The following is a 23601-nucleotide window of genomic DNA, read 5'->3' on the forward strand; positions in this document are numbered from 1 at the left end:
AAAAGCCACTCCTTATGGAGCGGCTTTTTTGCTTGAAAAGTTATCACTGTCCTCTGGTACAACAAAGGATACCAAGGTGCCTTCTCCAGGCTTACTCTGGATCGAGAGACCTTGACCATATAATTGACTTAACCTCCGATGGGTGTTGGCCAGCCCGATGCCACCTTTGCCTTCCATCAATGGCTTCAGCAGTAAAGAGAGTGTTCCGGAATCCATGCCTTGCCCATCATCCTCCACTTCAATCTTTACAGCCTTGTGCAGACGGATAATACGTATTTGAACAGTTCCACCCTGTTGGCGCTTAAGTATACCGTGCTTAACAGCATTTTCTACCAACGGTTGGATGGATAGAGGAGGGAGTAGGATATCAATATTCGGATCTATCTTCCAGACAACAGATATCCTTTCTGCAAATCGAGTCTGTTCAATATACAGATAAGATTCTACCAATTCCAGTTCATGGGAGAGGTTCACGAGCTCTCCGACATTTAAAAAGTCAAAACTGATTCTTAAGAAAGAAGTAAACGCCCCAATGAGCTCCTGCATTTTTTTAGTATCCAAATCACTGAGTGCGGCAATAGAGTTCAACGTATTGAATAAAAAATGTGGTTGTATCTGTGCTTGTAGATATGCTGCTTCTATCCGTACCCGTTCATTGAAGGATAACTTCATTGCAGTTAAAGCCCGAATACGATATTTAAGCTCCACTGCGTCCACAGGTTTTGTGACATAATCATTGGCACCGGACAAAAATCCAGTATAAATATCCTCAGGCTGGCTACGGGCAGTAAGCAATAGAATCGGAAGCTCATATAAGGAGTAGCGAGTACGAACCTTCTGTGTTAATTCGTATCCCGACATCTGTGGCATCATAACATCGCCAATAAGTAAGTCCCAGTTCCTTTTATCCAACAATTCCAATGCTTCATGGGCTGAGTTCACGGTAGTTATGATATAAGGTTCGGTTTCAAGAATACCCTTTAGTACATTCAGATTGACAGGATCATCATCTACCACCAGAATATTTACCTTAATCTCTGTAAAAAGCGGTGGAATTTTTTCAGAGTGATTACTTGGCTGATGTTCGGAAATTCCCCACTCAGTCATCTGTCTATGAATCTCATCTGCCATATACGAAACTGTAGGTTCCGTCTGTCTTATTATCTGTTCGCTGTAAGAATCGGCAAGAGAGAGTGTGAAACTAAAAGTTGAACCTTTACCAAGCTCTGATTGAATGCGTAGGCTGCTTCCATGCAGTTCTACCAGCTGCCGGCATATGCTTAATCCCAGCCCAATTCCACGCCCGTCATTTATTCCGTGAGGGCCTTGCTCATAGGGTAGAAATATCCTTGCCATAGTCTCTTCAGTCATGCCCACTCCGGTATCTGTCACATAGATAAGAACCTGTCCGTCCTGTTCCTCAGCCTTAACAGCTACAAGTCCTGCTTCGGTGTATTTGAGCGCGTTGTGCACCAGATTTAATAAAACCTGCACCAGTCTTTTCTCGTCCGCAAGAACTGGCGGCATAGCTTCCGGGATATCCATAGATAGCTGTACTGGCTTACCTTCAATCATATATTGAAGCATACTAATCACACCGGGAACTACCGATTGAACCGAAATAGGTTCCTGTTGTAAAATAACACGATGCTCCTGAAGACGGACCACATCCAGTAGATCACCAAGCATATGAGACATACGGCGGCTGATTGTAATCAGCAGCTCCATATCTTGACGGCTACTTTCGTAAAGTCTGTCCTTTTCCTTTGTGACAATATTTTGCGCGATATTCATGATTCCGTGAAGCGGTGTGCGCAGCTCATGTGAGGTATTAGCCAGAAACTGGTCCTTAAGTTTGTCTGCTTTTTTCAGCTGCTCATTCAGTTCCATGTTCTCTTTAGCATTTTGAAAATACTTTTTAAACCAATAAGCTGAGAAGCCCACGATGGCTGCGATAATATCTAAAGGATAATAGACAATTGAATAGTGTCCGTTACTATCCCACAAATTCCATAACAAATTAGAAACGATCGCCGCACCTGATAACAGCAGAAAAACAACATCTTTATCATCTTGCTTTTTGAACAATAAGCGCCCTAAGCTATAGAGCAACCAAATGAAGGGAATATACTGGAATACTTGAATGATTCCCAAATGAATGGATGTGCTGACCCAATAAGCTGGGACGGTAAGTATAAAAACAGAATAAAGACCAAGACTCACTACGTATGCACGTAACCCCTTATTGATTTTGGCAACTGAGGTGAATTTTCTAAAAACAAGAAGAATAAAAAGATTTTGCCATAAAAAAGCAAGCAAACGGATCTTTAATGACCAGGTATAATTAATCGGCACTATTGCAAGAAGTAAGTTGTCATTACGGGCTAAAATGATAACAGCTACGGATAATGTCATTAACCCTACAAGAAACAAGGCTCGTTCTTTAGGATTAAATAAATAAAGAATGCAGGCATAGAGCCCATGCAACAACAGGATGATTGCTGTTAACATTTGAAAACCTACGGTATAAAAGTATGTACGGTCAACTTTTTCCTGAGAACCAAAATAAACAGGCCCTCCAATCCCCCCCTTATAGGGTAGATCAAAGTTTGCTACACGAATAAACACATCAATTACTGTTGTGTTTTTTGTGAAATAGGATACTTTATATGAGGTGGTCTTGGGCACATAAGTATCGGCATCAAGAGATATTGTCCCATTATTGAGCACTGTGCTGCCGTTAATTTCTACACTGGATGCAGTATAGATTTGTTTGATCCAGAATGCTACAGGCTGCTGAAGGGGTTCTACCAAAATTCGCAGACGATACGTACCAAAACCGTATGAAGAAGGGTCATCCGTTCCTATCGCGCGGCTCCAGTCTCCGGGAACTTGAAGCGGGAGGGAAGGTTCTGGTAAAGTTGAACTATCCTTGGACGTTACGAATTGCGAAGGATAGAAGCTCCATTCACCATCCAGCCTGAATAAATTATCCTGCTCCAGATCCTGGCCGCGTAAATCCAGTACACCATTGTTAATCACAGGTACAGTGTTGGAAACCTTAAATATACTCAACCAAATGCAGCGTAGGCCAAAGAGAATGCTGATAAAAAGTAGAATGATAGCTAATTTGTTTAGGATAGTTTTATTTTTCATGAGAACATTATAGCAAATAATTCTAATCTAGAATCTAAAATGAAGATTATTTACATAAGTAGGAGAAGTAATGAGCAATGGACACTGCGTGGGGTTAGGAGGAATGATCTCCCCATGGAAGAAGCACGATGTAACTCCTTGAACACTTGAAAGACTGGAATACACGAATACACGAATACTTCAATACTTGATTGGTGCTTTGCTGTTGGGCGCCTGGATTACCGAATGTGCTATTTTGCTGTTTGTTTGGCGTCTGTGATACCGGATGTGCGACTATGCTGCTTGTTATGCGTTTTGTATTCCCACACTCCCACGCTCTCTCTTCACCATGAGCGATCGGACTCAGTTGCAGCTATTTGGCTGAATTTTGTCTTTTAAGAAGTGTTTCGGACCCCAGAGGCGTTATTCGTTCCAAATATGCGCGATATGAGGGATTTTCGAGCCAATAGCGACTATAGAGTCCGATAGGTTCTCAAATGAGCCGAATTATGGCTAATAGCGACTCTGGAGTCCGATAGACTTCACTCATGCTTCTATTGTCATTTGTCTTAAGCTTGGCTTCTCGTTTATTGGTGAATATGATGTTGAATACCCCGTTGGCACTACCATTCGATGTAATGACTGGAGGTTAACGGTGGATTCTCCTTAATCCTAAAGGGTATATTATTAGATAATTTAATGCAGACAGGAGTGTAGATACGATGATTAAAGGTTTCGGAGGAATATTCTGGAGAACTAAGAATCTTGAAGCTACAAAAAAGTGGTACAGTGAGGTGTTGAAGCTTGACATAGAGAATTGGAATGGGACTGTGATAAAACCTCAAGTGGGAAATGAGACTATCTTTTCTTTCTTTACCGAGGATGATAGTTATTTTCCAACAGAACAACAAGTGATGTTAAATTTCCAAGTGCATGATCTAAACGAGACGATTAAGCATTTTGAACAGATTGGTGTACCTCTTGCAAAGAAAATAGAGATTAGTGAATTTGGAAAGTTTATTTGGATTGAAGACCCAGAAGGTCGACTGATCGAGCTTTGGGAGAAATAAGGAGTTGCACATCTTTGCTATTGAGCTAACAGGTGCGTTAGTTTAATAAAAACTCAGTTCAACATCTAACTGTAAATGAATTAGGGATTAAAGTTGAATTAACTCCTTGGGTAATACTTCTTCAAAGCTTTCAGCTCCTTGGAAGAATTCATTAGCTTCTATCACCTGAGGTGCGGCGCTTGCGTTGCATGCATGGCTAACAGAATACTATTCTCACCCAAATAGGGAGCATACCATCTAGGTGTACTCCCTATTGCATTGAAGGAACTGGAAAATTAGTGCAACATTTCACCTATTAATAAAGTCAATAAAGATGTTATGAAATAAAATCATAAGAGCAGGTGGTAAATTGAATCTTCGTTTAATCACGTTAATATGTTTATTCACATTCGCGTTCTTTATTGCAAATGGACAAGATGCTAAAGCTTTATCCTGTGTCGAGATAGGAAGTCCCCAAGAAGCCCTAGAGGTCTACGGTGGAGCTATTTATGGTGAAGTAAAACAAATAAAGGTTGATTTGAAACAAGTAGGATTTGCGGGGCCAAAAGAGAAAATCAGATATATATTAGTGGATGTTGAACGAAGTTGGAATACTGAAGTTGACTCTCAAATTATTGTGGGAACAGACTACACTTGGGGTTTTGATTTTAAGGAAGGTAATAAATACTTAATATACATTAGCGAAGTGGATGGCGTAACAAGCAGTAGTCCATGCAGTTCAACCATTGAAATGAATAACCTTAACCAAGCAACAGAACTATTCGGTGAAGGACTTCGACCCAAACAGCAAGTACACATAGAATACAAGATGTGGTTAATGTTTGAGCAGGATACTGATTTGTATATCGTAATTGCAATAGTACTAGTAGTGATTTCAGTCATTTACCTGAGAGCAAGAAAGAAAAAGAGCTAAGTGTAATCTTATTGCACTAACGGTTAGGATAGTTCAATAAAATTAAGAAAAAGATAGCTGAACTAATTACTATTTCATTCATAACATGTGAGGTGCGAGTTGAACTTAGTAGATACGATCATAAAAAGATTTAACCTTAATGTATTAAGTATAGATAATGTTCCTGAGTCCTTTAGTTCACAAGTATACAAGCTGAATCTTACTAATGGAGAAACGGTGTATGCGAAGATCCCTTATAACAGGGATAAGCTATATCGCGAATATCGTATGCTTGAACTGTTGAGGGAGGTATTACCGGTTCCAAAGTTGTTAGATTTCTGGAGTGGGGATGACTTAATTTCTGGTGCATTACTTTTATCGGAGATTAAAGGTATACCATGTACAGGTGCTATTGACGATGAATTAGCATTTCAAATTGGGGTACTTCACGCAAGGCTGCATGAAGTTAAAATGCCGGGATATGGTGTGGAAGGATTAGACGGTTTTCAATTTTTTAATCAGAACAATTGGAGACTTTATATAAGAAATAGCTTTGAAAAATTTATAGAACCTTGCAAGGAAGTCCTTGAGAGAGGACTTTTCGAAAAATGTATTAATCACTTTGAGAGTGCTTTTTCAGTTTTGCCTCCTCCTGATGACCCCTGTGTTGTTCATATGGACTTTCGACAAGGTAATATACTAACAAATAATAATGTGGTTGCTGGAATTATTGATTTTGAGAGTGCACGGGGTGGATCCTCTGAAATTGATTTCACAAAAATTAACCGATATGTTTGGGAAGTGAATCCTCAAAGTAGAATTTCGTATAAAAAGGGATATTCAACAATTCGTCCTCTAATGGATTTGGAAACAATACTACCCTTTTATAATTTTTACGATGCTTTTAGTGCTGTTGTCTGGTGTAAAAATAGAGGGATTGAAAAGAATAGGGCGTTCCTAAAGGAAAGTATTTCTGTATTGCAGAAATCCGTAGGTTGCTGAAATTACGGGACACGTTAGTTTGCGAAGGATATTCCTTGTTTTACGGAGGAGATGATAATCTGAAACTATTTATTGATTGGCTAAACCGCAATCGAATACGTCGATGCGAAGCCTGTAACACTGAGCTTAATATTTATTCATATTTCTCCGATGAATCGCAGATTTTGTACTGTGTTGCATGCAATAGGTATTATATTAGGGCGGACAAAAGCTCTCCCATATTTAAGTATGAAGTTTCCGAGGGGCTTTTAAAGATATGGGAAATGGACCCTTATCATTGTTATTATACAGGGATTCCAATTAGCGAAGCATACGAGCCGAAGTGGATTAAATTTCTCCGTAAAATATTAAGATAACAGGAAACGATAGTTAAATAACGAGTTAAGACGACGAGCTACCTGCATTATGGGTAACTTTGTTACGTTAGCGGACATGATAGTGAATAAAGGATAGAATGATAGAGAAGGGCGAAGATTAGATTGGTAGTAGCTGTCGAATTGTAATGTTGCAACGATGAATATAATAGCCCAAGAAGATTTTCGTCCAGCTGGTTGAACTTACTCCAGCTGGTGCAGAAATATTGGGTGCTATCTACGAACAATATCCTGAGTGGAACCAGCATCTAATAACTAAACTTGTACTTGTACCAGAGCAATGGGATAAGATAGCAGACTCTATTGACAATTTCATGCTAACTTTTGAAAAAAACAGAAAATCGAAATGGGGAGTGTGTTTATGGAAAATATATACAACAAATTACATACCGCAGAAATACTGAGCCGTATCGAGAATTTAAGTCCAAATTCTAAACCACAATGGGGAAAGATGAATGTTGCTCAAATGTTGGCTCACTGTTCAGCGTTTCAAGACATCGCAATCGGAAGTTCCTTTCCCCCAAGACATTGGCTAGGAATATTAATAGGAAGGTTTGTAAAATCTATTTTTTACAATGACAAGCCGGTACCACACAATATGTCAACAATTCCGACCATACTTATTTTAGATGACAGAGATTTTGGGAAAGAAAAAGAAATACTGAAACAAAAGATTTTAATTTTTCAAAGTAACGGTCCGGAAAAATGTTCATCCCATCCACATCCTTTTTTCGGAAAATTCACTCCGGAGCAATGGGGTAAAGGGATTTATAAACATCTAGACCATCATTTAAGACAATTTGGTGGTTAGTATTTTTTCGCAATGAACAATAATATATTATTGACATAAAATCCCTATTACTTTATATTGTATCTAATTACATTGCAATCAAATGCGACGAAGAGGACAAGTAAATCCGGATATGTCGATCAGAGAACTGCTGGTTGGTGCGAGGCAGTGGACACCCGAATCGAACAATCGCCTCAGAGCTGGCTCCCGAAATCATAGTAGGCGGGCCCGGGATTCTGCCGTTACAAAGAAGCATCGTTGTTGGACGATGGCAGAGAGGGTGTATTCACGAATACACTAATCAGGGTGGTAACGCGGAATCTACTCCGTCCCTAATGGGACGGAGTTTTTTGCGTTCATATAAATAAATAAGGAGGAGTAACGATGTTCCAAAAAATCAATGTTTCCGATCGCATACTAAGCCAGGATATGTTTATTGCTGATGAGGTTCAATACAACCTGATTCACCTTATTTGCGAGTCGAAGAGTTCTAGATGCTTAAAAGATTCTAGTGAAACAATGATCTATGCCCAGTCAACGGGACATAACGCATGGCTTTGGAGTTCTAAGGAGATTGCCGAGGATAAGAAGATCGTTCTCTACGAAGAACTTATAGAATTCCTTAAAGGGACAACATTATCGGGAGTATCTGGAGAACCAAAAACAACAGAACGTTTTGCACAGCTGTATTCTCAGGCAAATAATCTTCAATATGAGTCCACGATGACTATAGAATCTTATTTCTGTACAGATCCAAAGAAACCTTTGAACGTAAAGGGCATAATGCAACAAGCAACGAGAAAAAATGTGGCCATTGTAGCAGAATTTTTGGCGGGTTTCTCAGAGGGGGCTTATGGGATTACGGTGAACCCAGAAACTAAAATTCTAGATGCCAAGAGGATGATTGAGACAGGTGACTTGTATTTATGGTTTGTAGACGATAAACCTGTATCGATGGCGTACATTGCACATCGGTCGGCAAGATATTCCAGATTAAATGCGGTATACACACCTCCGTCTTGCCGGAAAAAAGGTTATGCAAGTGCACTAGTAGCAGAGTTATGTTCTGTACTTTTATCGGAGGATTTAGTGCCCATGCTTTATGCTGATTTAAAGAATCCTGACTCCAATAAGGTTTATCGAAATATTGGTTTTGTGGAAAGCGGAAAGATTGTTGACATCAAGTTCAAATAGGCACGAAAGGGCTACCGCAAGGTAGTCCTTTTTCTATGATCAATATGTTACTTGGCATTACTTTTATACAATTTAACATAGTTTGTAAGTTCAGCTATCGCGAAAAATTGCTTCGTTAATTGAGAATTCAATTTTTGTAAGGCAAGCTGAAAGGATACCTCCACTTTTTTGTAGTTATGTGTTTCTATTTCATTCAAAAGCTGTTTCATATTCTCGATATAATAAACAGTTTTCCTTAAACTGCTGATAAGAATAATTTTTCTTAATTCCGTTAAAGTGAAGACTCTGTAGCCATTATCTTTGTTCCTATTCGAAGAGATTAGCCCTTCTTGTTCCCAATGCCGAATAGCTGATGGATTAACTCCTGCCATTTGTGCAACTTCACCAATCGTCATTGAATCTGTTACAGTTAAATCTTTGTATTTTGTTAAATCAACATCCCGAAACATGCGTAAAACTTCCTCTAACCTTTCTTTTTCCACTTGGGTCTTATGTTGCTCTTGATTGATTGCCCAAAGAGCAGACTCCATCTGCTGGCCTTTAATCTTCCTCATCACATCGTACACAACCGGAATTTCATATCCCTGCAATAATGCCCGAATGGTAATAAAAGCTTGCACATGGATGGAAGTGTAACATCTGCGGTTGCTGGCGGTCCTTGGTACATCTGGAATTAAACCTTGATCTTCGTATCTCCTTAAAGTAGTGGTACTCACATTTAATTGCTTAGCTATCAGTGTAGGTGTATATATCTCTTCCATAATCATCATCGCCCCAAAACATTAAAGTTGAACCTTCAAGTGCTACAACAATATTAAATCGAATTTAGGCAGATATATCAAGGGAGGTAAAGGGATAAACCGAAAGATTGCATGAATGTCATATGATACTTTTATAGAACACAAAGGAGTGAGTTCATTGAAAAAGATAATACAATTAGCAAACCAATCAGAAATAGAAGTAGGTATGGCAGGGCTTCCAAATCGTCCAACCATCATGTTACCCATCGCTAAAAAATCTGTGTACAATCAGGAAGCAGAAAACTTAAAGCTGTGGGGAGTAGATCCCGAATTAGGTAAACATTTTGTTGAAGGACTAGCGGACACTTTTCAAGTGCTTTATTTCGATTATGAAGGTCATCTATTTCAACATCCAGTGGAAAATCTAACAGCAGATCATATTGTGAAGGATCTTCTCCACATTGCGGATGAAATGAATGTTACAAGCTTTAGTTACTACGGTTATTCCTGGCTTGCGTTGATTGGATTGCAAATGGCTATAAGAACAGATCGCTTGGAGAGTTTGGTAATGGGAGGTTTTCCACCCTATAATGGCCCCTATCAAGAAATGAGGGTTGTGACCCATAAAACACATACACAAGCTTTGAGTAACCAAAATGAATCTGTGGAAAGCCCTGCTGGACCGGATAATCCAAACGAAATGGATTGGGACAATATAAAGGTTACCATAGATACCCGTGTTACAGCACAATTTGTCTCCCTATACCAGAGCCTCACAGCCTTTGATGATCGCAGAATTCAACATTTGCCTAGTCTCCCTAAACTAGCTTTTGCAGGTGGAAATGATACGATCGTATACGGTGAAAATTTCGGGAGCGTTACCGTTGACATCGTCGGGTTGTTAAAAAAGAATAAGGAGCAGTTGGCGGATTTAGGCTGGGATGTTGAAATCCTTTCGGGAGCCCAGATGGACCATACAAAAGCTATGCAGCCAGCAGTAGTTGTACCACTGATTAAGCCATGGTATATGAACGTGTTACTAAAAAATACTGGATTGTAATTGTGGCAGATACAAAAATCCAGTGAATTAGGTATCCCAAAAGAACAATACTTTTTAGGGTAAAATCTTTAATTTGAAGAGATTAAATAGTAAACGATCTATGATAAGATTCCATATGTAATCGCTTACATTAATATATATGGAAGGAAGTGGTGTTGCGAATCTGCCCCAACAAGAAATTGCTCGACTACTAGAAATACAGACAAGCAGTATGTAGGTATGTAGTGACAAAAAATTTCAGGAGGTAGATTATGTTTAAATTTAACAAGAAAATCGTGACTGTAATTATGGCCGCTTCAATGAGTTTCAGCTTGTTTGCAGCAACCTCAAGTGCAGCGACAGACTATTGGCAAAATTGGACCGATGGTGGCGGGACAGTAAATGCTACTAATGGATCTGGTGGGAATTACAGTGTTACATGGTCAAATACTGGTAACTTTGTTGTTGGTAAAGGTTGGAATACTGGATCCCCATCTAGAACAATAAACTACAATGCAGGCGTCTGGGCACCATCCGGCAATGGGTATTTAACTCTTTATGGGTGGACGAGAAACTCCCTCATAGAATATTACGTCGTTGATAGTTGGGGCACTTATAGACCTACTGGAACCTATAAAGGTACCGTGACTAGTGATGGAGGCACATATGATATATATACGACTACGAGAACGAACGCCCCTTCTATTGATGGTACGGCAACCTTCACACAGTTTTGGAGTGTAAGACAATCCAAGCGAGCAACGGGAAGCAATGTCGCGATCACTTTTGCCAACCACGTTAATGCTTGGAAAAGTTACGGAATGAATCTGGGCAGCAGTTGGTCTTACCAGGTATTAGCGACAGAAGGATATCAAAGTAGCGGAAGCTCAAACGTAACAGTGTGGTAATAACAGGTTATCTATAAGTAATCACTATCATTGCTAAGGTTGTCGGTCCACAACCGGCAGCCTTAGATCATTCTAGATCATTCAGCAAATGATACTTAACTACATACCAGTGGTTGGAAAGGAGATATATCCATGAGAAAACTATTAATTTCTCTTTTAATAGTTGTTGCTATCAGCGCTTGTTCGCAAGAAAAGCCTGAACAGAAGGATACTTATGTATTGGTCAAAGGTGGAAATTTCATTAACACAAATTCCAACTACAAAAGTACAACTATATCAAATTTCTATATCGGCCAATATGAAGTTACTCAGAAAGAGTGGGTTGAAATAATGGGAAGCAACCCTTCAGCATTCAAAGACGACAACTTGCCAGTAGAAATGGTTAACTGGTATGACGTAATAGATTACTGTAATAAAAGAAGTATAAAAGAGGGGCTCAAACCCTATTACAATATAGATAAAAATAAAAAAGATCCGAATAATAAAAGTGATAACGATACTTTAAAATGGACAGTAACACTCAATGCAGGAGCTAATGGTTACCGATTGCCTACAGAAGCAGAGTGGGAATATGCTGCGGGTGGAGGACAGTTGAGCAAAAGTTACACCTACAGTGGAAGCAATAAAGCAGATGAAGTAGCATGGTATTGGCAAAACGCTGGAGAGAAATTCTTATCAGGAGATTGGAACTGGCCGATCATAGAAAACAACCATAACAAAACAAAATCTATTGGTGGCAAAAAACCTAATGAGCTAGGTCTTTACGATATGTCAGGGAATGTTAGGGAATGGTGTTGGAACTGGTACGGAGATATAGATAGTAAGAGCGGTTCTTTCCGGGTTGTAAAGGGTGGCGGGTGGATCGGCGGCATTAACAACAACGAGATTTCATTTCGGGGAAAGTTCGAAGCGAATGGTATGGGTCCTGATCAAGGTTTTCGAGTGATTCGTGGTGAGTAGACGGGAACAAGACATACCAAGTATAATCGGAAAAAGCTGAAAAGGGTTTGATTAATATACAAGCTTTGCGCTCGAATATAATCAAACCCCAATATGTATGTTGCTATATTTCTTCGATCATTTGGATTAATTTTGACAACGCACTAGTAAAAACCGCGTTCCGGCGATACACAAACCATACCTGCAAATCTCGATATCCTTCAGGCAGACGGTGGGAAGTAATTACTCCCGCCTCTTCGGCCTTAGAGATCGAAGATTGGGGCAGCATAGACACGCCGAGTCCAGCGGAAACCCCACTTAGAATTACATCTAACGTTCCGTATTCCATAATCTTATAAGAGCTCACCCCGCTTTCATTTAGGAAACTCTCAGCTTTGGCACGATGTGTACATCCGACGTCGAAAAACAACATTGGCTTTGTAAGCAATTCGCGCATATCGCTCTTACCTGGTTGTGAGATAAGCACCAGCTCCTCTTCGAAAGCAACTACATGTTCTATATCAGGCTGGTCAATGGGTCCATAAACAAAGGCTCCATCTAGTTGGTAATCAAGCACTTTTTGTAAGAGTTTATGCGTTTCTCCCGTTATAAGCGATAGATTAACATCGGGATATCGTAAGTGATATTCGGTTAGCAGAGGCGTTAGATGAGTAGCCGCTGTTGTTTCGATGGAACCTAAACGGAGCGGACCAGTAGGGTGCTCAGAGTATTGTGTGGTTATTACAGCCTCGTCCATTAGTAATAATATTTTGTCTGTATATGCCAGTAAGTTCTCACCTGCCGGCGTTAACGTCATCCCTCGATTGGATCGGCGAAATAGGGGGATTTTCAGCTGAGCTTCTAGATACTGAATCCGGTTTGTCACATTTGACTGGACATAATTTAAGACTTGAGCAGCCTTCGTTATGCTACCCTCGCGAGCAACCGCTTGAAATATTCTCAAATCTCCACTTTCCATTTCCTTTGCACCTTCTTGGTATGATGATTTATGATAGTCACCTTCAGTTTTGATCATTTTACTGGATTACACCCACTATGTAAAATTTATTATAGATTCATTAATAACAACTTGAGGAAGGGGCTTGGATGATGAAAGCCATTGTACATGCTGGAGAAGGTGGCCTGAAGGGCTTGAACTATAAAGAGATTATGGATAAAAGACCGGGGATTGGAGAAGTGAAGGTTAGGTTAAAGGCTGCAGGGCTGAACCACAGGGACTTGTTTATCATGGATGACAGAACAAAACAGGATACTCCTTTGATTATCGGCTCTGATGGCGCGGGGAGAATTGAAGCAATAGGTGAAGGTGTACTTGATCATAATGTTGGTGAAGATGTCATCATTAATCCGTGCATCGGATGGGAATATGCCGACAATGTTCCTAACGTTCCAGCCATTATAGGGGGACCTTCAGAGGGTACATTCGCTGAGTCAATCATCATTCCAGCGCAAAATGCCGTCAGCAAGCCAGCTTACCTGTCATGGGAAGAAGCCGGCGTGCTGCCCTTATCAGCCTTAACAGCCTATCGGGCGCTGTTTACTAGAGGCTGCTTAAAGAAAGGTGAACGCGTTCTTATACCTGGCATTGGTGGTGGGGTTGCGACTTATGCCATGATGATGGCTTCAGCGGTGGGTGCACGTATCAGTGTCACTTCACGCAGTGAATCGAAAAGACTAGCTGCACTCGCTCATGGAGCTGACCATGCTTTTGACAGTCATAGCAATTGGAAGGAAAGCATGAATGGAGACACCGTTCATCTCATCCTCGACAGCATTGGGCCTGCGACGTTCCCACATTACTTTGATATTATTAAACCCAATGGACGTATTGTCACGTTAGGTGCAAGCTCAGGAGACCGAATGGAAATCCCGACGCGAGCCATATTTTTCCCGCAAATTAGTATCATAGGTAGCTCAATGGGAAGTAGTGAAGAGTTTGCGGATATGCTTCAGTTTATGGAACATCATTCGATTCGACCTATCATTGATCGAGTGTATCCTTTACAAGACACAGTTCAGGCATTTCACCGAATGCAGCAGGGAGAACAATTTGGTAATATTGCGATAAGAATAGAATGAGCTGAGTCCCTTATAACTGGAATTCAAATGCCAAATATATCGATTTCGGAGACAGGAAACCACTTCTTCGAAGCCACATCTTTAAAAAACACTTGAATAGTGTAGGTGCCCTTTGTATTAAAGGAATATGTATACTCGTTGGTTTTGAACCAAAAGTTTTCTTCGCTGTTCTTAATTTGTTGAGCATCAATGGTTTCTGTTTTGTCCGCAGGATCGGTGATCACAACCTTAATATCTGAAATTTCTGCTTTTAAATGATCCACCTGTAATAGAGTAGAAAATGCAAAACGTGACGGGCTTTTTACTTTACCAAAAATCTCTCCATTATTATCGAGCATAACCATGTTTATATTAGGCTTGTAGATTCGAACCGTTTTACCTGATTCATCCAAGGCGAATAGTGCAAATAAATCTTTAGACAACTGTTCAGTCGTCAAGGAAACCGAACCTTCGGATAATATTGCGGGCTGTTTTTGAAGCACATTATTCAAATATAATGATACTTCAGATGAGCCAGCTGCAGCATAAATCACGGTTCCCGGTAAAATCATGATGCAAAATCCTAAAAGAATCAGCTTCCTTAATTTTTTCAATGATTTTCCCTCCTATAAAGCTTTATGTTAATTATACCCATAAGATGGAAGATAGTTTCTTTTACACAATTAATAAAATAAAAGAAGGTCAGTAGAGGGAACTACCCTTACCTGACCTTCTTGGTGTTAAATGAAAGAGTTATTTTTTCTCAGGAGCCAGGATAAGAATGTAACAAAACATTGTGGCATAAAAATAGCATTGGGACTAGATTTCATTTGACAGAGGAGATGTGTTTGGTAAAATTATACATAGGTTTTATTAATAGGAGGTTAGCAATGGATATCGCCATTGAGTTAATTGAAAGTATGTTAGTCAAATTTAGATCGGAAAAGAAATGGACGCTCCAAGCAATCGAGCAATGTACCCAAGAGGATATTACATGGTCCCCAACCGTGGAAAGTAACAGTATTGCAAATTTGGTTGCTCATATTAGCGGGGCAGTACATTCACGAATTGAAACTATCCTTTTAGATATTCCGGATACTAGAGATAGGGAGAGGGAGTTTGAAAGAGGCCTAGAAATGACAAAAGAACAAGCCATAACCATGACCAGGGATGCTTTTGATATTATCATCCAATATCTTGAACGGCTCCAATCTAACCCGGAGTTATTGATGTCACAACCCTTTCTTAATTTACCACCACTTACATATAGCCAAGTAAATAACGAGACTACTGCTCTTAATCTCATGATAGCGATGGTGAGAGAAGTCCATTATCATACAGGCCAAATCATTTATGCAGCAAAAATAAGAAAGGGTCAGCTTGTATGGCAATGACAGTTTAACTAGAGGAACGATACATACACTAACAAAGGACTGCCAAGAGGCAGTCCTTTGTTCACTCTAACTAGAATCCTCTCACACTGCTAGGGGTTACCTTTTTATGTTTTTTAAAGGTGCGGCTGAAGTAGTAGATATCGCTGAAGCCAGTAGTGGTAGCGATTTCAGAAATCGTTAGCTGGGTATGGCGGAGCAAATAATCTGCACGGTCTAAACGGACAGCATTTACATATTCCGATATCGTATGCCCAGTGAGTTCCTTAAAGAGACGGCTGAAATGGAAGCGGCTTAACCCCGCTAGCGCCGCAAGTTCGTCAACTTGAATCGGCTCCTGGTAATGGGTATCGATATAACGCAAAACAGGTGCGAAGCGTTCAACGGTCTGAATACGCCTCTCTTGCTCAGCCTGTGAGAGTACGGTGACGATATGTCTGCGCAACAACAGCGTTAGCAGGCGGTATAACTCGGATTTGACAGCCAGCTCGTAACCAAATTCGCGACGTTCCAGTTCCCGGATAATCGCCAACACACAGTCTGTAATATGTTGATCCCCCCGGATATGGTTACGTAACAGCAGCTGGTTCCGCTGAATCGGGGCGATGAACTTGGTTTCGGCAGCATCGCTTACCGCACTATGCAGCAAAGAAGTATCTGCAATAATCGCATAATACAATAAATCAGAAGAAGCGCTTACCCCATAATGCAGCTCGTTGCTGTTCACAGCAACTAAATCGCCAGTTCGAACGTTGATCGGTGTTCGTCCGCACTCAAAAACAGCCTCACCACTTTCAATAAATATAAACTCAAGATGCTCATGCCAGTGATGTGGGAACAACATAACTCCTTCTTGGTTGAAACGCTGGGTATGTACTTTAATCGGAAACTCGGGATCCGGCATGTCCATGGGTTCCTGTAGATGTTTATCATAGTCCAACATTTATAGACTGCACCTCCTATAGCACAATTGTACAAATGAAACCGCAAGGCTCTGCATGGTGTTTAGGGTTGAAATCATTATAATACGAATCATAACCTATGCAAAATAAAGGAGCGAGTGTTAATGGATAAGATCAAAATTGGCGTGATAGGTACGGGCTCTATCTCCGGCATGCACTTAAGTGCTTATCGGAATAATCCGCAGACAACCATATATGCGGTATGTGATCTGAATGAAGAGCGTGCACGCGAAGTTGCTACAGAATATAACGTCGAGAAGGTATACACGGATTATCGTGAACTACTGGCCAATTCCGAAATAGATGCAGTCAGCATCTGCACATGGAACAACTCTCATGCCGAGATCAGCATTGCGGCGCTTGAGGCAGGCAAGCATGTGCTTGTGGAAAAGCCGCTTTGCCGTACGGTTGAAGAAGCGCTTCAGGTACAGCAAGCAGTGGAAAAGAGCGGCAAGATTTTGCAAGTAGGCTTTGTACGACGTTATGACTCCAATGCCCAGCTCCTTCAGACATTGGTGGAACAAGGAGAATTCGGCGAAATCTACTATGCAAAGGCAACGACGTTCCGTAGACTAGGCAATCCCGGCGGCTGGTTCAGTGATATTGAACGCTCAGGCGGCGGACCGCTGATCGATATTGGCGTCCATGTGATCGATCTTTGCTGGTATTTGATGGGCCGTCCGAATCCAGTATCGGTAAGTGCCAATACCTACCGGAAGCTCGGCAATCGTTCTAATATTAAGAATCTCTCTTTCTATAAAGCCGCGGATTACGACGCAGCGAACAATACGGTGGAAGATTTAGCAAATGCACTAATTCGCTTTGAGAATGGAGCTTCGCTGATGGTCGATGTCAGCTTTACACTGCATGCCAAAGAAGACGAGCGCTCAGTACGCCTGTACGGGGACAAGGGTGGTTTTGAAATCGATCCTGAGATAGTCATCGTTAAAGAACAGGCGGATACGATCGTCAATACCTATCCGCAGACTGATAATAAAGGATTTGAGTTCAACAGTGCATTCCAGAATGAAATTAATCATTTTGCGAGCAACATCAGTACCGGCTCTACACCGATTAGTCCTGTGCAAGACGGCGTTACAATCATGAAGGTACTCGGCGCGATCTATGAATCCGCAGCCAAAGGTGAAGAGGTGAAACTATGAAGTTAGGAATCAGCACTTACAGTCTGCATTCAGCTTTTTCGACGGGTGAGCTCACGCTTGAAGGAGTCATTGAGACGATCGCCGATCTGGGCGCAGAACATGCGGAGATTGTACCCTTGGGTATCAATTTGGTTGAAAATCCTGAGCTAATTGATCAGATTGTACGAACAGCAGCGGGTCGTGGACTAGAGTTATCCAATTATGCTATCGGGGCGAACTTTGCCGGGCTAGAGACAGCGGAAATGCAGCGGGAAGTCGAGCGGGTAAAGCGGGAAGTAGACGTGTGCGCGGCATTAGGCATTCAGCGGATGCGGCATGATGTAGCCTCCTCAAACGATCTATCCATCACGCATTTTTTGGAAGAGCTTCCACGTTTGGCTGAAGCCTGCCGAGAAATTGCCGATTATGCTTCAGGTTTGGGCATTACGACCAGTGTGGAGAATCATGGATACTTTATTCAGCACAGCGATCGTGTACAGGCGCTGGTTCATGCCGTAGGAAGAGACAACTTCCGTACAACACTCGACATTGGGAATTTCCTGTGCACAGATGAGAACCCGCTAATAGCTGTACCTAACAACATCAAGCTTGCTTCGATGGTGCATTTCAAAGATTTCTATATTCGTCCACAAGACCGCCAGCCTGGCGAAGGTTGGTTCCAATCCTCCGGTGGGAACTGGTTGAGAGGTGCCATCGTTGGTCAAGGAGACATCGACATGCCAAGTGTAATTCGAATCGTTAAAGAAAGCGGTTACGACGGATATATCTCTGTAGAATTTGAGGGAATGGAAGAGTGCCGTAAGGGAACAAGACTGGGGCTGGAATACATCAAGCGGGTTTGGAACCAAATCTAATTCATTATACTGGAGGATTATTGCCATGGTTAAGCCAATTATCACTAATAAAATCGGTGTTATCGTAGACAGCTTTCAGGTTGGAGTGAAAGAGGGATTGCGTAAGGCAAAAGAAGCTGGGGCAGATGGAGTTCAGATTTATGCGGTGCAAGGCGAATTTGATCCCGCTACTCTCTCTCAGTCAGCACGCCGTGAATGGAAGGATTACATTGCTTCGCTGGGTTTAGAAATCTCTGCCCTCGTTGGAGATTTAGGCGGACATGGCTTTCAGGATCCTGCCCAGAACCGTGCCAAAATTGAAAAGTCCAAGCGCATTATGGAGCTGGCTAAGGAGCTAGGTACAGATATCGTAACTACACATATCGGTATTGTTCCCTCTAACCCAGCCAGTAAAATTTATGAAACCATGCACATTGCCTGTGAGGAACTTAGCAGATATGCACATGAGATGAATTCTTATTTTGCGATTGAGACTGGGCCAGAACCCGCTGCACGTCTGAAGACTTTCCTCGACGGTCTGGGTTCCAGAGGGGTTTCCGTTAATTTTGATCCGGCCAATATGGTCATGGTGACTGGTGATGATCCGGTGCAAGGTGTTCATACTCTAAAAGATTACATTGTACACACCCATGCTAAAGATGGTCTCAAGCTTGCCGATATCGATCCGCGCGATGTTTACGGTCAATATGGTTATGAAGCACCAGCATTAGACCATGAGAAGATCGCTGAAATGGCCGAGACCGGCTCGGCATTCCGTGAAGTTCCGCTCGGAGCGGGTTCTGTTGATTGGAACAACTATCTGCAAGCGCTGAACGACATCGGTTATACAGGATTCCTGACCATAGAACGGGAGGTTGGCACTAATCCGGAGGAAGATATCCGCCAGGCTGTGAATTTTTTGAAGGGTTTTCGGCTCTGAACACGGTAGTAATAAAGATTAAATAGTTCATCCAAACAGTCCCTGTGAAAAAAGATCTTACATCCATTGGGACTGTTTGTGTTATAGAGTGTGCGGGAAAGACCTAGGACGGTAATGTTCTGAATTTGGAAAGAAGGTGTGACGATGACAGCAGAACGTTTGCTCCTCCGCCGGGCGAAAGTCCTGAATGGAACGGAAATGGACATTGTCATAGCTGATGGCAACATAGTCCAGATAGTTCCCGGTGGCACCGCCGAAGACCATGGTTTCAAGGTCGTGGAAGCCAATGGGGCATATGTCTCTAGCGGCTGGATCGACTTGCATGTACATGCGTTTGCAGAACTGAATCCGTATGGAGACGAGATTGATGAGATTGGAATCAGATGCGGCGTGACTACGCTCGTGGACGCAGGCAGCTGCGGAGCGGAGCGAATGGGTGAGCTGGCGGAGGCGGGGAAAAAGTCAGCAACGCAACTGCTAGCTTTTCTTAACATTTCAAAGATTGGCCTAATGCGAATTGACGAGTTGTCCCAACTAGAGTGGATTGATCATGAAAAGGTGCTTCAGGCGGTAGTTGCTTATCCAGAATTTATCGTAGGCTTGAAGGCCAGAATCAGCAAAAGCGTAGTGGGTGACAATGGCATTCAACCCCTTCATCATGCGCTGGAGCTCTCGGAGAAGACCGGGCTGCCGCTGATGGTACATATTGGCTCCGCTCCGCCGGATATCCGTGAGGTTCTACCGCTACTTCAACGCAACGACGTGATAACCCATTATCTAAATGGTAAAAGCAACAATTTATTCGATAAGGAGAATCGTCCGCTCCAGGTATTGAGAGATGCTATTGAGCGAGGAGTTCACTTGGATGTGGGACACGGTACGGCTAGCTTCTCGTTCGCTGTGGCCGAGGCGGCCAAACAAAACGGTATTGATCCGGATACGATCAGCACAGACATATACAGAGGCAACCGTATGAATGGTCCCGTCTACTCCATGGCGAATCTGTTGGACAAGTTTCTCGCACTGGGATATTCCCTTGAAGAAACAATTGCGCGGGTGACGAGCAGAGCAGCCCAGTGGCTGGGACGCCCGGAACTTGGGGAGATTCGGATCAATAACAAGGCAAATTTGACCCTTTTTCGTGTGACGGATGAGAAGATTGAGCTGGTAGATTCTGAGGGGGAACGCCGGGTAGCGCAGCAAACCATTCAAGCAATAGGAGTGATCATAGGTGGCAAATACATGGAATGCGAAATACGGCCTGAAAAGAGTAATTAATGCAAGCGGCCGGATGAGCATCCTCGGGGTATCGGCACCGACCGATACGGTGATGGAAGCTATGCGCCAAGGTGGACAAAGCTATGTGGAAATCGCCGATTTGGTGGATAAAGCGGGAGATTATGTTGCACGTCATACAGGTTCTGAAGCAGCGGTGATCGTGAACTCGGCTTCCAGTGGAATTGCTTTATCCGTGGCGGCGCTGGTAACCCGCGGTAATATTCGTACAAGTCTGCGGCTCCATCAGGATAGCATTTTTAGAAATGAAATTGTAATGCTAAAAGGTCATAACGTACAATACGGTGCACCAGTAGAAACCATGGTTTATCTCGGTGGCGGTAAGGTGGTGGAAGCAGGTTATGCCAATGAAGGACGGGCGGAGCATTTGGCCGCTGCGATCTCGGATCAGACTGCAGCTATTTTGTACGTCAAATCTCATCATGCCGTTCAGAAGAATATGATCTCGGTAGAGGAAGCTTGGGCTGTGGCCCAAACTCATAACGTACCGCTTATTGTAGATGCTGCAGCGGAAGAGGATCTGCAGAAATACGTGCAAATATCCGATCTGGTTATTTATAGTGGCTCCAAAGCTATAGAAGGTCCAACATCCGGACTTGTGGCGGGAAAACGTCTTTATATTGAATGGCTGAAAGTGCAGCTTCACGGCATTGGCCGCAGCATGAAGGTTGGTAAGGAAACATCCTTCGGCCTGATGCAGGCGTTGGATGAATATGCTCACAAGCAGGATACAAGCGAAAAGGAAAAAGCTACGCTCCAATTGCTGATGCCGCTCGACGGGCTTCCCGGAATTCGGGTAGCTATCGTGCAGGATGAAGCAGGCCGGGCAATTTATCGTGGACGCATCCATGTGGACCCGAATCAGTGCGGAATAACAGCACTTGAGCTATCCCAGCAGCTTCAACAAGGTGAAGTGGCTATATACACTAGAGACTATGGGGTAAGGCAAGGTTATTTTGATATTGATCCGCGTCCGCTAATGGGTGATGACATAGAAATGATTACTGCGAGGATAAGGGAATTGACAGGAGGGGCAAGCAATGTCTGAAATTAACAAGCGGTTCTATAAAGGTCGGGTGGCCTTAAACGTATTGGCTAAGGATATAGAAAATGCCAAAGAAGTGTTTACTGCCGCCGAAGGTTATGTACTGGTCGGTGTATTGTCCAAAGACTATGCAACGGTAGAGGAAGCCGTGCAGGCGATGGAGGCATATGGGCGGGAAATTGACGGTGCGGTATCGATAGGACTAGGCGCGGGTGATAATCGGCAAGCTGCTGTTGTTGCAGAGATTGTCAAATCCTATGCTGGCAGCCATATTAATCAGGTGTTCCCGGCAGTTGGTGCGACCCGTGCCAACCTTGGAGCGAAAGATAGTTGGATTAACAGCATGATCGCACCAACGGGACAACCTGGTTTTGTGAATATCTCCACCGGCCCGGCCAGTGCGGCACAATCTGTACCAGCTGTAATTCCCGTAAATGCGGCGATTGCATTGGTTCGGGATATGGGCGGAAATGCTTTAAAGTATTTTCCGATGCAGGGGCTGAGCCGTAAAGCGGAGCTAATCGCTGTGGCCAAAGCCTGTGCGGAAGAGGGGTTTGCGCTGGAGCCGACCGGCGGTATCGATCTGGACAACTTTGAAGAGATCTTGTCCATTATATTGGAAGCAGGAGTGCCGCAGGTGATTCCCCATGTCTATACATCGATCATCGATCCGCAGAGCGGAAGAACGAGAGTGGCGGACATACAACAGCTGTATCGGACGATGAAAAAGCTGGCGGATCAATATGCCTAAACATATCGCCGCTTTTGGTGAAATAATGATGCGGCTACAGGTACCAGGCTTTGAACTGTTATCTCAGGGTAACCTGCTGAAGTATTCCTTTTCCGGCACCGGCGTCAATGTACTGTCTGCATTGTCCCGATACGGACATCAAGGAAGCATGGTGTCGAGGCTGCCTGCGAATCCTATTGGTGACGCAGCAACAGCCTATCTTCGGCGACTGGGTATCCAGCCGGAGCATATCCAGCGCGGGGGCTCAAGTATAGGGATGTACTTTCTTGAAAACGGATTCGGGGCTCGCCCCTCCCGAGTGACTTATTCCGGTCGCCCGGAGAGCAGCTTCAATACTGCTCCTCCGGGCACTTATCCATTCGCAGAGCTGGCAGACCTCGCGGATGCTGTTCATTTCTGTGGGATAACGCTGGCAATGAACGACGGTGTGCGAAAAGCGATGAAAACTTATGCAGAAACGGTTAAGCAGCGCGGTGGTCTAGTCGTTTTTGACTGCAATTACCGCCCATCGCTTTGGGGAGAGAGAGGCTATGAGCTGGCGCGTTTCCATTACGAAGACATGCTGCATTTGGCCGACATCGTGCTGATGAATGAAAAAGACGCAATGCTAATCCTTGGTATGAAGCCCGAGGGAACTTCAAGGGAAGAACAACTTCAGGAGCTAATTCCCGCAGTAGCTTCACGCTACAGTCTATGTACGATAGCAGGAACGCATCGGTCCATCCATGAAGATAACCGCCATTCGTTGCGCGGTTATATCTTCAAATCCGGTCGCTTCGCATATTCCGAGACCTTAAGCTTTCCGGTGCTTGATAGAGTCGGGGCTGGAGATGCATATGCCAGTGGTATAATTCACGGAGAGCTGGAAGGTTTTGATCCTCAGCATACTGTAGCCTTTGCGGCCACGGCCGGTATGCTAGCCCACACAGTAGAAGGAGATTCTCCGCTGGCCACCGAGCAAGAAGTTATTGGTGTGCTGACAGGTGCTGTAAGAGATATATTGAGATAAAGAAGAAGCTGCCTTACAGGAGAACAGGCCTGTGCGGTGGCTTTTTTTA

General features: G+C 42.9%; 22 protein-coding genes and 1 other annotated feature. Of the genes, 17 read left to right on the forward strand and 5 right to left on the reverse strand.

Annotation, left to right across the window (positions count from 1 at the left end):
* Positions 1 to 12: 12 nt before the first annotated feature.
* A complete protein-coding gene (locus MKZ16_RS16055; protein ID WP_076105711.1) occupies positions 13 to 3156 on the reverse strand; it encodes an ATP-binding protein in 3144 nt (1047 codons plus the stop codon).
* A 701-nt stretch (positions 3157 to 3857) separates the two neighbouring features.
* On the opposite strand from MKZ16_RS16055, the gene MKZ16_RS16060 reads away from it, so the two are divergent.
* The 5 genes from MKZ16_RS16060 to MKZ16_RS16080 all read left to right on the forward strand — a co-directional run bounded on the left by MKZ16_RS16060 (position 3858) and on the right by MKZ16_RS16080 (position 8457).
* A complete protein-coding gene (locus MKZ16_RS16060; RefSeq protein WP_036677331.1) occupies positions 3858 to 4205 on the forward strand; it encodes a VOC family protein in 348 nt (115 codons plus the stop codon).
* A 349-nt stretch (positions 4206 to 4554) separates the two neighbouring features.
* Positions 4555 to 5118, forward strand: a complete 564-nt coding sequence (locus tag MKZ16_RS16065; RefSeq protein ID WP_076105712.1) for a hypothetical protein — start codon at positions 4555 to 4557, stop codon at positions 5116 to 5118.
* Between the two features lie 99 nt (positions 5119 to 5217).
* The gene (locus MKZ16_RS16070; RefSeq protein ID WP_076105713.1) at positions 5218 to 6099 is read left to right on the forward strand and encodes an aminoglycoside phosphotransferase family protein; all 882 of its coding nucleotides are present in this window, start codon (positions 5218 to 5220) and stop codon (positions 6097 to 6099) included.
* A gap of 735 nt (positions 6100 to 6834) precedes the next feature.
* Positions 6835 to 7284 (forward strand): DUF1569 domain-containing protein, encoded by a 450-nt coding sequence (locus tag MKZ16_RS16075; protein ID WP_076105714.1) that lies wholly within the window; start codon positions 6835 to 6837, stop codon positions 7282 to 7284.
* A 78-nt stretch (positions 7285 to 7362) separates the two neighbouring features.
* Positions 7363 to 7600, forward strand: a binding site (T-box leader).
* Between the two features lie 47 nt (positions 7601 to 7647).
* Positions 7648 to 8457, forward strand: a complete 810-nt coding sequence (locus MKZ16_RS16080) for a GNAT family N-acetyltransferase (protein WP_076105715.1) — start codon at positions 7648 to 7650, stop codon at positions 8455 to 8457.
* Positions 8458 to 8504: 47 nt separating this feature from the next.
* Here MKZ16_RS16080 and MKZ16_RS16085 read toward each other — a convergent pair whose 3' ends face one another.
* Positions 8505 to 9218, reverse strand: a complete 714-nt coding sequence (locus MKZ16_RS16085; protein ID WP_076105716.1) for a MerR family DNA-binding transcriptional regulator — start codon at positions 9216 to 9218, stop codon at positions 8505 to 8507.
* 157 nt (positions 9219 to 9375) lie between these two features.
* Here MKZ16_RS16085 and MKZ16_RS16090 point away from each other — a divergent pair, with 157 nt between their 5' ends.
* The 3 genes from MKZ16_RS16090 to MKZ16_RS16100 all read left to right on the forward strand — a co-directional run bounded on the left by MKZ16_RS16090 (position 9376) and on the right by MKZ16_RS16100 (position 12104).
* Entirely contained in the window at positions 9376 to 10257 is an 882-nt protein-coding gene (locus MKZ16_RS16090) for an alpha/beta hydrolase (protein WP_076105717.1), read from the forward strand.
* Between the two features lie 251 nt (positions 10258 to 10508).
* The gene (locus tag MKZ16_RS16095) at positions 10509 to 11144 is read left to right on the forward strand and encodes a glycoside hydrolase family 11 protein (RefSeq protein ID WP_036677315.1); all 636 of its coding nucleotides are present in this window, start codon (positions 10509 to 10511) and stop codon (positions 11142 to 11144) included.
* A 132-nt stretch (positions 11145 to 11276) separates the two neighbouring features.
* Entirely contained in the window at positions 11277 to 12104 is an 828-nt protein-coding gene (locus tag MKZ16_RS16100; protein WP_076099222.1) for an SUMF1/EgtB/PvdO family nonheme iron enzyme, read from the forward strand.
* Between the two features lie 103 nt (positions 12105 to 12207).
* Here MKZ16_RS16100 and MKZ16_RS16105 read toward each other — a convergent pair whose 3' ends face one another.
* Entirely contained in the window at positions 12208 to 13062 is an 855-nt protein-coding gene (locus MKZ16_RS16105) for a LysR family transcriptional regulator (protein ID WP_076105819.1), read from the reverse strand.
* A gap of 131 nt (positions 13063 to 13193) precedes the next feature.
* On the opposite strand from MKZ16_RS16105, the gene MKZ16_RS16110 reads away from it, so the two are divergent.
* On the forward strand, positions 13194 to 14183 hold the full coding sequence (locus MKZ16_RS16110; protein ID WP_076099354.1) for a zinc-binding dehydrogenase: 990 nt from the start codon (positions 13194 to 13196) through the stop codon (positions 14181 to 14183).
* A gap of 23 nt (positions 14184 to 14206) precedes the next feature.
* On the opposite strand, the gene MKZ16_RS16115 is transcribed toward MKZ16_RS16110, so the two are convergent.
* Positions 14207 to 14776 (reverse strand): hypothetical protein, encoded by a 570-nt coding sequence (locus MKZ16_RS16115; protein WP_076105718.1) that lies wholly within the window; start codon positions 14774 to 14776, stop codon positions 14207 to 14209.
* Between the two features lie 276 nt (positions 14777 to 15052).
* On the opposite strand from MKZ16_RS16115, the gene MKZ16_RS16120 reads away from it, so the two are divergent.
* A complete protein-coding gene (locus tag MKZ16_RS16120) occupies positions 15053 to 15556 on the forward strand; it encodes a DUF1572 family protein (protein ID WP_036677310.1) in 504 nt (167 codons plus the stop codon).
* Positions 15557 to 15626: 70 nt separating this feature from the next.
* Here MKZ16_RS16120 and MKZ16_RS16125 read toward each other — a convergent pair whose 3' ends face one another.
* On the reverse strand, positions 15627 to 16496 hold the full coding sequence (locus MKZ16_RS16125) for an AraC family transcriptional regulator (protein ID WP_076105719.1): 870 nt from the start codon (positions 16494 to 16496) through the stop codon (positions 15627 to 15629).
* A 123-nt stretch (positions 16497 to 16619) separates the two neighbouring features.
* Between MKZ16_RS16125 and MKZ16_RS16130 the strand changes: the two genes are divergently transcribed.
* The 7 genes from MKZ16_RS16130 (at position 16620) to MKZ16_RS16160 (ending at position 23552) form a co-directional block, all read left to right on the forward strand.
* The gene (locus tag MKZ16_RS16130) at positions 16620 to 17678 is read left to right on the forward strand and encodes a Gfo/Idh/MocA family oxidoreductase (protein ID WP_036677306.1); all 1059 of its coding nucleotides are present in this window, start codon (positions 16620 to 16622) and stop codon (positions 17676 to 17678) included.
* On the forward strand, positions 17675 to 18532 hold the full coding sequence (locus MKZ16_RS16135; RefSeq protein ID WP_076099219.1) for a sugar phosphate isomerase/epimerase family protein: 858 nt from the start codon (positions 17675 to 17677) through the stop codon (positions 18530 to 18532). The genes MKZ16_RS16130 and MKZ16_RS16135 overlap by 4 nt, the downstream gene beginning before the upstream one ends.
* A gap of 25 nt (positions 18533 to 18557) precedes the next feature.
* Complete coding sequence (locus tag MKZ16_RS16140) at positions 18558 to 19451, forward strand: sugar phosphate isomerase/epimerase family protein (protein ID WP_076099218.1); 894 nt, start codon at positions 18558 to 18560, stop codon at positions 19449 to 19451.
* Between the two features lie 144 nt (positions 19452 to 19595).
* Positions 19596 to 20729 (forward strand): amidohydrolase/deacetylase family metallohydrolase, encoded by a 1134-nt coding sequence (locus MKZ16_RS16145; protein ID WP_076105720.1) that lies wholly within the window; start codon positions 19596 to 19598, stop codon positions 20727 to 20729.
* Entirely contained in the window at positions 20683 to 21795 is a 1113-nt protein-coding gene (locus tag MKZ16_RS16150; protein ID WP_076105721.1) for a DgaE family pyridoxal phosphate-dependent ammonia lyase, read from the forward strand. The genes MKZ16_RS16145 and MKZ16_RS16150 overlap by 47 nt, the downstream gene beginning before the upstream one ends.
* Positions 21788 to 22543, forward strand: a complete 756-nt coding sequence (locus tag MKZ16_RS16155) for a KDGP aldolase family protein (RefSeq protein WP_038571118.1) — start codon at positions 21788 to 21790, stop codon at positions 22541 to 22543. Before MKZ16_RS16150 ends, MKZ16_RS16155 begins: the two co-directional genes overlap by 8 nt.
* Complete coding sequence (locus MKZ16_RS16160; protein WP_038571120.1) at positions 22536 to 23552, forward strand: sugar kinase; 1017 nt, start codon at positions 22536 to 22538, stop codon at positions 23550 to 23552. The genes MKZ16_RS16155 and MKZ16_RS16160 overlap by 8 nt, the downstream gene beginning before the upstream one ends.
* Positions 23553 to 23601 lie beyond the last annotated feature (49 nt).

Source organism: Paenibacillus sp. FSL R5-0928 (genome assembly GCF_037970385.1).
Classification (GTDB): Bacteria; Bacillota; Bacilli; order Paenibacillales; family Paenibacillaceae; genus Paenibacillus_AQ; species Paenibacillus_AQ odorifer.

Coding starts and splice junctions, on each gene's coding strand:
- MKZ16_RS16055 (WP_076105711.1), bottom strand. CDS start 3,156: ATGAAAAATAAAACTATCCTAAACAAATTAGCTATCATTCTACTTTTT.
- MKZ16_RS16060 (WP_036677331.1), top strand. CDS start 3,858: ATGATTAAAGGTTTCGGAGGAATATTCTGGAGAACTAAGAATCTTGAA.
- MKZ16_RS16075 (WP_076105714.1), top strand. CDS start 6,835: ATGGAAAATATATACAACAAATTACATACCGCAGAAATACTGAGCCGT.
- MKZ16_RS16080 (WP_076105715.1), top strand. CDS start 7,648: ATGTTCCAAAAAATCAATGTTTCCGATCGCATACTAAGCCAGGATATG.
- MKZ16_RS16085 (WP_076105716.1), bottom strand. CDS start 9,218: ATGGAAGAGATATATACACCTACACTGATAGCTAAGCAATTAAATGTG.
- MKZ16_RS16095 (WP_036677315.1), top strand. CDS start 10,509: ATGTTTAAATTTAACAAGAAAATCGTGACTGTAATTATGGCCGCTTCA.
- MKZ16_RS16100 (WP_076099222.1), top strand. CDS start 11,277: ATGAGAAAACTATTAATTTCTCTTTTAATAGTTGTTGCTATCAGCGCT.
- MKZ16_RS16105 (WP_076105819.1), bottom strand. CDS start 13,062: ATGGAAAGTGGAGATTTGAGAATATTTCAAGCGGTTGCTCGCGAGGGT.
- MKZ16_RS16110 (WP_076099354.1), top strand. CDS start 13,194: ATGAAAGCCATTGTACATGCTGGAGAAGGTGGCCTGAAGGGCTTGAAC.
- MKZ16_RS16120 (WP_036677310.1), top strand. CDS start 15,053: ATGGATATCGCCATTGAGTTAATTGAAAGTATGTTAGTCAAATTTAGA.
- MKZ16_RS16125 (WP_076105719.1), bottom strand. CDS start 16,496: ATGTTGGACTATGATAAACATCTACAGGAACCCATGGACATGCCGGAT.
- MKZ16_RS16130 (WP_036677306.1), top strand. CDS start 16,620: ATGGATAAGATCAAAATTGGCGTGATAGGTACGGGCTCTATCTCCGGC.
- MKZ16_RS16135 (WP_076099219.1), top strand. CDS start 17,675: ATGAAGTTAGGAATCAGCACTTACAGTCTGCATTCAGCTTTTTCGACG.
- MKZ16_RS16140 (WP_076099218.1), top strand. CDS start 18,558: ATGGTTAAGCCAATTATCACTAATAAAATCGGTGTTATCGTAGACAGC.
- MKZ16_RS16145 (WP_076105720.1), top strand. CDS start 19,596: ATGACAGCAGAACGTTTGCTCCTCCGCCGGGCGAAAGTCCTGAATGGA.
- MKZ16_RS16155 (WP_038571118.1), top strand. CDS start 21,788: ATGTCTGAAATTAACAAGCGGTTCTATAAAGGTCGGGTGGCCTTAAAC.
- MKZ16_RS16160 (WP_038571120.1), top strand. CDS start 22,536: ATGCCTAAACATATCGCCGCTTTTGGTGAAATAATGATGCGGCTACAG.